This window comes from Flexistipes sp. (assembly GCF_036172515.1).
Classification (GTDB): Bacteria; Chrysiogenota; Deferribacteres; order Deferribacterales; family Flexistipitaceae; genus Flexistipes.
Window position 1 is genome coordinate 49251 of record NZ_JAXKVW010000012.1, and the last position, 12200, is coordinate 61450.

At 39.2% G+C, this 12200-nt stretch carries 12 protein-coding genes; 7 read left to right on the forward strand and 5 right to left on the reverse strand.

Translation table 11 applies throughout. The annotated features are described in order from the left end of the window. On the forward strand, positions 1–765 hold the full coding sequence (locus tag UMU13_RS08790) for an ABC transporter permease (RefSeq protein ID WP_328218502.1): 765 nt from the start codon (positions 1–3) through the stop codon (positions 763–765). After that, positions 762–1541, forward strand: a complete 780-nt coding sequence (locus tag UMU13_RS08795; protein WP_328218504.1) for an ABC transporter ATP-binding protein — start codon at positions 762–764, stop codon at positions 1539–1541. Before UMU13_RS08790 ends, UMU13_RS08795 begins: the two co-directional genes overlap by 4 nt. Positions 1542–1810: 269 nt before the next feature. Here the strand turns inward: UMU13_RS08795 and UMU13_RS08800 are convergent, their stop codons facing one another. The 5 genes from UMU13_RS08800 to UMU13_RS08820 form a co-directional block, all read right to left on the reverse strand. After that, on the reverse strand, positions 1811–2296 hold the full coding sequence (locus UMU13_RS08800; protein WP_328218505.1) for a TlpA family protein disulfide reductase: 486 nt from the start codon (positions 2294–2296) through the stop codon (positions 1811–1813). Positions 2297–2326: 30 nt separating this feature from the next. Then, entirely contained in the window at positions 2327–3040 is a 714-nt protein-coding gene (locus UMU13_RS08805) for a hypothetical protein (protein WP_328218506.1), read from the reverse strand. Beyond that, positions 3027–4055 (reverse strand): tRNA 2-thiouridine(34) synthase MnmA, encoded by a 1029-nt coding sequence (mnmA, locus tag UMU13_RS08810; RefSeq protein ID WP_328218508.1) that lies wholly within the window; start codon positions 4053–4055, stop codon positions 3027–3029. Before mnmA ends, UMU13_RS08805 begins: the two co-directional genes overlap by 14 nt. 74 nt (positions 4056–4129) lie before the next feature. Beyond that, the gene (locus tag UMU13_RS08815) at positions 4130–4582 is read right to left on the reverse strand and encodes a SoxR reducing system RseC family protein (protein WP_328218510.1); all 453 of its coding nucleotides are present in this window, start codon (positions 4580–4582) and stop codon (positions 4130–4132) included. Between the two features lie 100 nt (positions 4583–4682). Then, complete coding sequence (locus UMU13_RS08820) at positions 4683–7310, reverse strand: 4Fe-4S binding protein (protein WP_328218511.1); 2628 nt, start codon at positions 7308–7310, stop codon at positions 4683–4685. A gap of 284 nt (positions 7311–7594) precedes the next feature. Here UMU13_RS08820 and UMU13_RS08825 point away from each other — a divergent pair, with 284 nt between their 5' ends. The 5 genes from UMU13_RS08825 to UMU13_RS08845 are packed head-to-tail and all read left to right on the forward strand — an operon-like array spanning position 7595 to position 12193. Continuing rightward, positions 7595–8494, forward strand: coding sequence for a hypothetical protein (locus UMU13_RS08825; RefSeq protein WP_328218512.1), 900 nt, complete (start codon positions 7595–7597; stop codon positions 8492–8494). Between the two features lie 3 nt (positions 8495–8497). Continuing rightward, positions 8498–10477, forward strand: coding sequence for a heme lyase CcmF/NrfE family subunit (locus UMU13_RS08830; protein WP_328218513.1), 1980 nt, complete (start codon positions 8498–8500; stop codon positions 10475–10477). Beyond that, positions 10474–10959, forward strand: a complete 486-nt coding sequence (locus UMU13_RS08835) for a cytochrome c-type biogenesis protein (protein ID WP_328218514.1) — start codon at positions 10474–10476, stop codon at positions 10957–10959. The genes UMU13_RS08830 and UMU13_RS08835 overlap by 4 nt, the downstream gene beginning before the upstream one ends. Before the next feature lie 12 nt (positions 10960–10971). Further along, the gene (locus tag UMU13_RS08840; RefSeq protein ID WP_328218515.1) at positions 10972–11307 is read left to right on the forward strand and encodes a hypothetical protein; all 336 of its coding nucleotides are present in this window, start codon (positions 10972–10974) and stop codon (positions 11305–11307) included. Continuing rightward, on the forward strand, positions 11300–12193 hold the full coding sequence (locus tag UMU13_RS08845; protein ID WP_328218516.1) for a hypothetical protein: 894 nt from the start codon (positions 11300–11302) through the stop codon (positions 12191–12193). The genes UMU13_RS08840 and UMU13_RS08845 overlap by 8 nt, the downstream gene beginning before the upstream one ends. Positions 12194–12200 lie beyond the last annotated feature (7 nt).

Sequence of the window (12200 nt, forward strand, 5' to 3'; positions counted from 1 at the left end):
GTGGGGAGAGTTGCAAAGAATTTAATAAAATTACTGCCAATTGTAAGTATTGCTGCTTTTTTTTTGTTTTGGCAGTATTTTTCCGGCTTTTATTCAGTTACACTTTTCCCCTCTCCGCTCCAAGTTTTAACAGCTTTGTTTGAGCTCATTGAAAGAGGCGTTCTTGCTGAACATATTACGGTAAGTATTTTAAGATATTTAGCAGGCTATATTCTTGCTGTCATATTTGCTGTCCCTCTGGGGATTATGTTTGGGTATTATCCTCTGTTCCATTTTGCCGTTGATCCTTTAATTCAGGTATTGCGGCCGATATCGCCTATAGCATGGTTTCCTCTCGCAGTTCTATGGTTCGGCATAGGTAACGCTCCCGCTGTTTTCATAATTTTTCTTGCATCATTTTTCCCTCTGTTGTTATCTACGCTGGATTCGGTTCGCCAGATCCCTCCCATTTATTTTAAAGTTGCAGCCAATTTTGGTGCCGGCAAAGGGGCGGTTTTTTACAAAGTTATACTGCCGGCTGCTTTTCCCGGAATAATGGTTGGGCTTCATATCGCTGTAGGGACAGCGTGGATACATCTTGTTGCCGGTGAAATGCTTGGTTCTCAATCAGGGCTCGGGTATTTGATAGTTGATTCGAGAAATTTTCTTCGTACTGACTGGATAATTGCCGGGATGCTGACCGTAGGTATAATCGGTCTGGTAATTTACAGAATAATGCAAATGTTTGAGATTTTTATAAAAAGATTCTGGGGAGTTGAATCGTGAAATTTGAAAAACAGCCTCCAAAAATTATTATAAGGGACGTGGAGAAGTATTATAAGGAACATACCGCACTCTCAAGTATCGATCTTGAAATTTCGGCGGGCGAGTTGGTTTGTGTTGTAGGCCCAAGCGGCTGTGGTAAAAGTACGCTTATAAGTTTGATGGCGGGTTTTGAAAAACCTTCTTATGGCACGGTTAGTATCGACGGCAAAGAAGTAAAATCACCTGATTCAGACCGTATAATGATATTTCAGGATTATGGACTTTTTCCATGGAAAACTGTTATGGGGAATATACTGTTTGCACTTCAGGCAAAAAAAATCAAGGGTGAAAAAGCACTCCAGGCAGCCCGTGAATACATTGCTCTTGTCGGCCTGGAAGGAAGTGAAAATAAACATCCTTACCAGCTTTCCGGAGGCATGAAACAGAGAGTGGCAATAGCAAGAGCACTGGCAGTGGAACCGAGTATTTTGTTTATGGATGAACCGTTTGCAGCCCTGGATGCTTTTACCCGGATGCGTCTTCAGGATGAAATTCTGCGATTGTGGAAGGAGAAACAGCCCACCATTGTTTTTGTTACCCACGACTTAGATGAGGCTGTTTATCTGGGAGGACGTATATTTGTTATGGCCACTAATCCAGGGAGGCTCAGCCGTATTGTAAAAGTGGAACTGCCGCATCCGTGTAATCGAACCAGCAGCGCTTTTCTATCATATCGTAACGAACTGTTCAGAGAATTTCAGCTTGTACATGAAAAAAATGAAGAGTATGTGATATAATGTTAAAAAAACTTAAATAACTTAGAAAATACCAAAGAAGATACCATGATACCTGGTAATTGGTGCTAAGTGTTGAAATAAGGTAACGTTTAAATTTAGGTAAAAGGGCTGAGGAGCAAGGTACAAGTCACTTGAGAAGGTCGAATTGTACGACAAATTATGACCTTGCCATTTCTCCACTTCTCCATTTTGCCAATGTGCCATTCAATAAATTGCTGAAGCCATACTTCCGAAACACAAAACAGCGCTTCATTTACAAGACCGTATGCTTATAAAATATTTTTTACTTTTTCGCTATAATTTTCATTAACCGGACCGATTGTTTTATTTACAAGTTTGCCTTTTTTATCATAAAGAAACGTTTCAGGCACACCAGTTACTTTTAAGTGTGTCATAAGGTCTTCAGCACCAAGATATACGGGGAAATCGACATTGTATTCCTTTATAAATTTACTCAGATCATTCATTTTTTTGTCAATTGAGAGACCAATCATCACAAAATCCTTCCCTTTAAAATCCGAGTAAATGTTATTTAACAACGGCATTTCATACTGACAGGATGGACACCAGGATGCAAAAACATTTACCAGAACCACTTTGCCTTTATTCTTTTCGAGAAAATCGGTATAACCTGTTTTATCCATCGTTGTAAAATTCCCGGTTTCGACATCCGTCTTGTCAGTGCAGGCCGTAATATAGAATGCGACTGCTATCAAAATTGGTAAAATCAGCCATCTGAAGTTAGTTTTTTTCATGTATTCTCCTTTTTAAACTCAACCTCTAAACTATTCAAACTCCACATTTTCAAAAAATTTTCTCACAACATTCTCTATTATTTCTCTGTCAAACCTGGTTAAATGTTTTTTAATCTTGAATTCTATTCTGGCCGTTTCTCCGTAGTCTCTGACGCGTATGCCGGGATAGTTGTATCTGAGTTTGTCTTCGATTTTTTCAATTTTCTCAAGCCTTGCCTCGGTAATCCGGCCGGTTTTGATACGGGTGGCGGCGCACGATTCAGTATTGAAGAAAATTTCTGCGTTATTGATTTTTCCTGCAATCGTTTCGGCATCTTTTTTGCCCATTCCTGCTTCAAGCAGGGGTGAGAAGACACCGTATTCGTTTAATATTTTCATGCCCGGCCTGTAATCATCGAGATCGTCTTTGTTGCTTCCATCGCAGACGGCTTGATATCCGTATTTCTCTGCAATTTTGGTAATTTCACCTATGACCGATTTTTTGCAGTAATAGCATTTGTCGGCGGCATTCTTGAAAAATTCTTCTGAGGGAGTTGATGTGAATGTATACCATTTTACCCCAAGGGTATTTGCGATAAGCTCGGCATTTTTTATTTCATAATTAAAAACATGAGGATTGACACAGGTAGCCGCAGCAACATTGTCCGTTCCCAGTTCGTCAACTGCAAGTTTCAGTACCGCAGCACTGTCCACTCCTCCGCTTAAGGCGACTATACAGCTTTTGTAATCCTTAAAATACTTCATTTATAAACCCGCCTCCAAGTACATAATCTCCGTCATAAATACTCAATATCTGTCCGGGAGCAGGTGCAAACCTTTGTTCCTCAAATTCTACAAAAGCAGTGTTGTTTTCTCTGATCTCGACTGAGCAGTTTTGTTCTGTCATTCTGTATCTTATTTTGGCTTTGGCAGTGAATCTTTCAGGTGGAGTTGTTACAAAATTGCAGTTTATAGCTTTGATATTTTTGAAGAATACGTTTTGTCTTGATGCAAGCTCAATATTGCATGTGTGAGGATCGATATTTTTTACATAAAGAGGCTCGTGATAGCTTATGCCGAGCCCTTTTCTCTGACCAACTGTATAGTTGAGTATCCCTTTGTGTTCCCCGATAATCAGGCCGTTAAGGATAAAGTTACCTTTGCCGTAATCCAGCGGTACAAATTTTGAGAGATAATCCCTGTAATCTCCGCCTTCCAGAAAGCACACTTCCTGACTGTCTTTTTTATTACTGACCTGCAGGCCGTACTCACCGGCAATCCTTCTTACTTCAATTTTTGTTCTATGAGCATGGGGAAAGTGCAGGTATCTTATCTGATCCGCAGTCAGCAATGATAGAAAATATGATTGATCCTTTTTGGGATCGGCAGCCTTTTTTATGTGCATGGTACCGTCAAGTTCAGCGGTATCCGCGTAGTGGCCAGTCACTACCATTTTCGCATTGATTTTTTTCATTTCACTTATCAGATAACTGAATTTTGAATAACGGTTGCAGTAGGCACAGGGATTCGGAGTTTGCCCTTGCTTGTATGTGTTTGTAAAGTAGCTGATGACATTGCTTTTAAAGTCTTCTGAATAATCCGCCATATACCAGCGTATTCCAAGATGATCCGCCATCTTTGAGGCGTCTTCCAGATATTTCTCCTGTCCGTCGAACAATTTAAGGGTAATGCCTGTGACATCATACCCTTTGTCTTTCATCAGTGCTGCTGCAAGAGAACTGTCCACTCCGCCGCTCATTGCCACAATAACTTTTTTCAACGATTCACCTCATTTATCATTAATACGATGATTTAGATGCTATTTTATCAGCTTTTGTCGTATTTTCAAGTGTTTTATCCGCAGTGGCTGCAGCCCTGGACATTTTTTCTGCCGGGTCTTTGAAGCACTAATTCTGATTTTTTATTTTTATAAATCAGATGCAATATTGAAAAATACATAATAATTGATGCAACTGCCGTTACCGGTGTAATAAATCCCGTTCCCAGCTTTTTATCAAAAACATTACCTACACCGGCGGATATCAACACAATGATTAAAGGGAGAATATATACTATAAAACCGTTTTTGTACGTGCTTTTTACAGAGGATGCAACTTCAACCGTCTCTCCAACTTTTGCGTCTATGGTGTTCTCAAGTTCAACAAACATGTAATCCTCACCTTCGCTGCTGCAGGAATCTTTGTGATCGCAATGAGAACAGGCGGATGTTTTTGCAAACCTCACTGTCACTTTGTCACCGTCTATTTTAACGACTTTTCCTGTTTCTGTATTTGTTTTTCCAGCCATTTCTATATCTCCTTATTTGGCACCCAAAATACTTAAACAACCCCGCCCTTAATCTGTGATTAAGGGCGGGATAAACCTCAAGTACCTCAAATCATCTCCACTAATGTACATGCCCTCCGGCCATGGGCAAGCTTAAAACATACACAAGAAGTATACTAAGCAATATGAAACCGGCTGCAATGAATATTCTGCCGGACTTGTTAACCAGGTTCCGTTTTTTCAGTACATAAATTGAAACGGAGGCAAATCCTGCCATAAAAACACTCTGAAGAGAGAAAACAGACGCTGCACTTGAAATTGCCGGAGTAACATTAAAATCAGCATATAAACTGCTTAGAGCGCCCAATTTCTGCAGACCAGTTATGATGCCGGGGACAACCAGCCCTATCTCTTCTACAAGATGCGAGAAATTATGGGATAAGTGCAATCCCAGGCTGATGGGGATAAGAGCTATTGCAGATTCTCCCGATAATTTAGAGAGAATTTCTTTTTTACTTTTTGTGTTACGCGAAAACAGACTGATTGTACCGAAAATCAACAATGCCGACAGCAGCGGTATTAAAACGGTGAGAAAGAAGAACGTTTCAAAAGCCCACTGGCTGCCGATAATGGATGATATAAATTTTTCAAAAGTCGTTTTTACAGAGGTCATGGAAAGTGTCTGCACGAGTACCACTCCGAAAAGAAGGTAGGAACCGACCGTTTCCGAGGAAGAAAGAGTTGTTTTTAAGGCGCTTCCCACTCCAAACCTTTTTTTGGAAAGCTGCAGATTGTTTTTCTCACAAGCAGTAAAACATTTCATGCAGTAATCGCAATAGACACTGTTTTGCATTTTAACGGGATTTTCAAACGTCCGGCATGCAGGGATGCAGGATTTTTGATTATGAGAACTGCACGTACTGTCGGATTCTCTTTCTATCTGTACCGGGCTTATAACAGAATAAATTCCAAGGGCTCCGCCTATGGGACAGACGTATCTGCAAAATGTCCGCCTTTTATACATTAAAGAAAACAGGCCGGCTGAAACTGTAAATACAAGAAGCAGGACTGCCGTATAAAAAGGACTCTTGTCGATACCAAATCTGACGAATATATAAGTCAATATAACAAAAAGTGTAATTTGCAGATAATAGTTTCTGAAAATTTTGGGCAGTTTTTTGTTAAAACAGTGCAGTTTTTGAATCATATCTCCGAAAAGTGCAAACGGACAGATTCTACACCACAGCCGTCCGGCTAAGATAATGCTGAAAACCAGAAGATTCCACCATATGATCCATGTGATAATAGTTGCCAGATTTTCTCTGGGCAGCTGTTCGCCGAAAAAACCCGTAAAACCTATCAGCAGAAAAATCAGCACCGTGGGAAGAGTAAAAATAAGATGAAAGTATCTGCTTCTTAAAATTTTCTCGTAAAAGAAAGATCTGCCTGTTTTTTCTTTTTTAAAAAATAAAAAGATAAAAGATCCCATTAATATGATGAAAAACGAGGTGATTCCTGCAGAGAATTTTTTGGAAGTATCTGTGTAGGAAAGCTGTGTGTAACGTTTGTTAGGGTTATAGCTTGATAAAAAACTTGTTTTGAGCATATTTGCATTGACAGCAATATTCTCCCCGAAGAGATTTTTATCCGGAAGTCCTCCAATCCTGAAAATTTCCTCTGAAGATGCCTGAACATTTACGTGGTTTTTATTTGCCTTGGAATGTTCATGGTCTTTATGAGCGTCATCGAGTGTGAATAACCCGTAGTGTTTTTTGGTATTGCCCATCATAAGTACCGCAGAATAATCATTGTTTTTTGCAAAAGAGACATCTTCATCACTGTCATCAGGACTCAGTCTGATTTTGAACTCATAGGTATACAAACCGTTTTGTGATGCTGAATAATTCTCAATTCTGCTTTTGATATCTTTTTTTAAAAAATATGATTCATCCTTTCTTTGAGCAAAGTGAGCATCAGTAACAGAACCGTCAGATTTCATGAGAAGAGCATCTTTGTATTCCCACATCATCCCCATATTGGGATCTTCTTTAAAGAGGAGAGAAAGCCAGTAGGGTGAATCCGTTTTTACACCAAAGTACAGGGATGTGTTATCATAATATGATTTCACCTCTGTATAAAATCTGTTTTTCCCCTTGCCTGTATAAAAGTATTGTGCCATGGCGTTTTCCCATGCTTTTTCGTTGAGACGGCCATCAATGTTAATTTGCCCCTTTAACGGCAATGCAATAAATCCGGTATTATTCTGGATGAAAGGTTTTTTGTAGATATCCCCGAAATCTATATATTTCTCAAACCGGGTGGGTGTGTATACTTTTTGGGATGGAGAACCCCCGCATCCGGAAGCAAGGTAAACATTACCTGTCATTGCATCCACATCAATACGTATTTTATGATTGTTCTGGTTAACAGGTCCGAAATGGTATTTTGCATTTACATCTTCAAAGTAGTTTTTGCTTTCAAACTGATAGACAAGCTTGCTGTGAACGTATTCAGCTTTTCTGAAAACAAACTCTTCATCTTTAAAACGTGAATTTTGCAATGCTTTTAATAAAATACCGAAAGCGTCTTCCGGCAGAAAATTTACATTGGTATAATCCAATGACCCGCTGATGTTTTTGTTTAAAATCTCTCCACTGTCATTTAAAAACGTATCTTCACCACCGCAAGCAAGAACAGTGATTGGAACAAGAATAAGAAAAAGTGTTATTAACAGTCTAAAATTACTCACGTCAACTCCTGTTTGTGTTCTTTTTCCATTTACAAAACAAAAATCATGCCAAAATACCAATTAATATTAAAAAAGCCCTATACACTGTTTTGACAGAGATAATTAAGCAGTGACACGTCTTGACCAAATTTATTTAACGGACTTTTTGTATAATATTCTGTAACCAGCTGAATAATATTCTACACCGGTTTCTGAGTATATCATGTAAGTGTCTGTTAAATATAGAAAGATAAAAGTGGCATATCAATTGTTATCCGTTCTGTAAAAAGATATGGAGGCACTGTATGAATGTAATTAAGAAATTATTTATTGCTGCAATTATTGTTATGGCTGCATCTGCTGCATTTGCTCAGGATTCCATGACAATGAAACAACTGAGGTATTCTATCTGGCCGGAGTATGACAAATCCGACGTATTGATTATTTATTCCGGCAAGTTTGTTAACGATACCGGTAAGCCTTTTAACGGAAAACTGGCTTATTACATTCCCAAAGGGTCAAAGATAAATATGCTCTGCGAAACAGAAAAGGGTATGCTCTGCCAGCGGTATATCGTTGAAGATGCAGGTAAGTATTCAAAAGTTGTCTGGCGACCCTCAAGGACAATTGCTCCCGGTGAGGAATTCCCCGTAATGTTTGAGTATTATGTTGATTATTTTGATGAAACGGTTTCACAAAGGAGATTCACCGATATTTTCCGTGCACCGTTTCCTGTTAAAAATTTAACAGTTGAAGTCAAGAAACCAACAGGATCTGAAAATTTTAAGATGAACCCCGCATCACAATGGTCTCAAATGAACGGAGAATTTGAAAGTTTTTATGTCAGTTATCAGAATGTTGCGGCATCTGAGGAAATACCTGTTAGTGTCGAATATACAAGAAACACTTCCGCTCCTTCGGTTCAGAAAGCTGCCGGTGGTAATTCACAAGCGGCACAAACGGCCAGCACCTCAGGTGTGAACAATAAAATGATAGTGGTGGTTGCTTTATTTTTTACAGCGATGGCTGTAGTTATTGTATTTATAACCAGAAAACCTTCCACAGCTAAAAATTCACAGAAATCTCGGGACACACAGAGTAATAAGCAGGTAAAAAAGGAAAAAGAAAGGATTAGAAAAATGCTTCTGGACGGTAAAATTTCCGAAGATACCTATAAACAGCTGATGAAAGATCTGGAGGGTTGATTTATGGAGGTTATCGGACAGTTAAGCATTTTACTCGCTTTCGGTTTTTCCATATATGCTACACTTATTTATACTGTAGGTATAAGCAGAAAAAATTCAGCCCTCATACTTAGCGGCAGGGGAGCTGCATTCTCTGTTGCTTTTCTCGTGGTTCTTTCTTCCGTTTTGTTGTGGTACGGATTTGTTGACGGGGCTTATAACATAAAGTATGTGTACGGATATTCCAGCGATGATCTGCCTCTTATTTACAAACTTACGGCTTTCTGGGCAGGTAATAAGGGCTCCCTTCTTTTATGGGAGCTTCTTTTGGCAGTTTACACGGCCATAATAGCTTTAAAACTCAGGAAAATTTATAATAAATATATCGCTAATGCCACGGTGGTACTTCTTATTATAAATATTTTTTTTCTGGGTCTTCTGGCGTTTATAGCTAACCCGTTCGAAGCTTATAATTTTACGCCGCCTGACGGTTCCGGACTTAACCCGATGCTTCAGAATCCCGGAATGGTTTTTCACCCGCTTACTCTTTATCTCGGTTATGTGGGAGTAAGTGTGCCTTTTGCATTTGCAATTTCAGCACTCATTACAAAAAGAACAGATGACTGGTGGATTAGAAATACAAGGAAATGGGCTGTTTGGGCATGGGTTTTTCTGAGCCTGGGTAACATTCTCGGCGGTATATGGGCCTATGTGGAGCTCGGCTGGGGCGGATACTGGGCATGGGATCCGGTTGAAAATTCTTCGTTTATCCCGTGGCTTATCCTGACCGCTTACATACATTCCGTAATTATTCAGGAGAGAAAAAATATGCTGAAAATATGGAATGTATCGCTGATTATTTTTGCTTTCCTGGCAACGCTGTTTGGTACGTTTCTAACACGCAGCGGGGTTTTTGCCTCTGTTCATTCTTTTTCTGACTCCCCTCTCGGCTTTTATTTTCTGATGTTCATGTTCCTTGTACTTATTGTTTCACTGGGGCTTATGTTCAGCCGAATCGGTCATCTTACATCCGGAAAGGAGTTTGAATCTTATGTTTCCAAAGAAAGCAGCTTCCTTTTTAACAATTTATTTCTTGTAGGCGGAGCTTTTGCCGTATTTCTCGGGACAGTCTTTCCTATTATCTCTGAAGCACTCAGGGGAGTTAAGGTTTCTGTGAGTGTTCCCTGGTACAATCAGATTATGGCGCCCATCCTGCTTGGAGTGGTTCTTTTAATGGGTATATGTCCTTTAATTGCCTGGCATAAATCATCAAAAAGGAATTTCAAGGTTAATTTTCTGGTGCCGGTGGTGCTGTCTCTGATTTTTTTCGGCGTAATTTTTTATCTGCTGAATGGAGAAAACCTTTATGCTGCGATCGGTTTTACAATATGTTTTTTTGCATTATTCACAACTGTTCAGGAGTTTGTAAAGGGGATGTTTGCCCGTAGTAAAATAACCGGTGAGATGCTCTTAAAATCGTTAGCCCTTATGGTTATGAAAAACAGACGCCGTTACGGCGGTTATATAGTTCATATAGGCATTATTTTAATTACTTTTGGTATAATCGGTTCCCAGGTGTTCAATCAGGAAATGAAAACACGCCTTGCTGTTGGTCAGAAAGCTGAAATAGGTGGTTATGAAATTTTGTACAAGGGTTTGCAGAAGACAGAAATACAAAACGGCACAGCAATCTATGCAAATCTTGCCGTATTTAAAAATAATAAATTTATCACAACTGCCAGGCCGGAGAAAGTTTTCTATTCCAACAGCGAAAGGCCTTTTTCGGAAGTTTCCATACATTCCACATTAAAAGAGGATTTGTATATTGTTCTTCAAAACTGGCTTGAAGGCGGCAGGGCGGCGGATTTTATGTTTAAGATTAATCCTCTGATTATATGGATGTGGATTGGCAGTTTTATCCTTACTCTCGGCGGTTTGCTTGCTTTGTGGCCGGGAAAAGGAAGTCAGCTTAACCCCAAAATGTACGAAGAGGTTTCATCATGAATATTATGAGAAAAAGCTCTCTGATTATTCTGACTGTTCTGTTTCTTCTCTCTCTCTTTTACAGCATTTCCTATGCTGAGAGATTGGACAGAGCGCTGTTTAAAAAAATTGAAGCCAACCTTATGTGTACAGACGGATGTGGTATGTATCTTAAAACGTGTGAAAATGCCACAGCACAGAAAATGCGCAAGGATATAATCGCCATGCTGACCAAAGGAATGAGTGAAAAGGAGATATACGGCAGGATGATTTCCGTTTACGGAGAGGAAGTGATGGCAGCTCCCCCTGTAAGCAGCAAGTTTAATATAATTGCCTGGGCGGGCCCTTTTGTGGCTATAATTATCGGTTTTATAGTGATTTATATCTGTCTTGACCGCTGGATATTCAACAGCAGAAAAGCAGAAGCCGGTACAAATATAAATGAGAAGGAAATTGAACAGTACGAGGATTATCTTGATGAGGAAATTAAGAAACATTATTAGGAGGAAGATAATATGATATATATCGCTCTTGTGATTGTAATGATTGTTGCTGTGTTGATAACGGTCTTGCCGGTGGTGAGAAAAGAAGATTTGATATTTTTGGACGACATGTCTGACAAATCGGTACCTCTGGAGGAGAGAAAGCGTTCTGTATATAAGACACTGGGTGAAATTGAATTTGATTACAAGATGAATAAGTTAAGTGAAAAAGATTATAAAAGACTTAATAACTTATACAGGCAGAAAGCTGTAAATCTCCTGAAAGAAGAGAAGGAAAAGTCCGGAAATATAGATCAGGAAATTGAGTACAAACTGAGCCGGCTGAAAAAAGGGGAATTGTATGAGTAGATTATCGTTTATTTTTACAGCGTTTCTGGCGTGTTTTGTTTTTTTGTCGTTTTCTCCAGCAACGGCATTTGAAAAAGTGGAAATTGATAAAAACACATTTGTAGAGCAGGAAGAAATATTCGTACATAAAGGATTTAACGGGTTCGTTTCTGTAACCCATGCTCTGTTTATTATCAATGAATCAGGGGAAAGTGTTAACAAATCATTAAAATTCTCACCCGGCAGATATAGGCATTTGAAATTGCTGGGCAATACCGCAGGAGAAGTAAAGAATGAAAATCCAGCTCAAGTGCAGCTTAGACTTCAGCCGGGCAAAAATGAAGTGATTTTGAGTTACGCTTTTTCATCGCGAAATAACAGAATTTTAATGGATCTCAGCAAAAACATACTTGTCAAAAGATCCTATATTCTGGTGCCTGCAGAACGATTTGAAGTAAAGGGTGGTGAAGTTAACAAAGTACAGGAAATGAATATGAAAGACGTATTGTACAGTGTTTATATGAGTGGAAGCACAATACCGTCTGCAGAGAAAAATATTTATATAGTACAAACATCCGGCACTGCTGCTGCAGAAACTGCAGGCACAGATGTAAGCTTTCACCCCCAATGGCTTGTTCGCTTTTGGTATCAGTCCCCTTTTTCAGGATTAAACCCTCATATTATTCTGATTGTAATTGCAGCTGTTACCGTATTTCTTCTGTATCTGAAATTGAAAAATAGGGGCAAAGACAGTGATATCACGCATCTTAACGGTCAGAAGAAAAAAGATCAAATAATCCTGGATATCCATCTGCTTGATGAAAAATTTAAAAACGGGGAGATAGGTGAAGAGGCTTACAAAATTGCAAGGGAAGAGCTGAAAAGGGCATATGCAGAAGAAAAGTAAATCGGAG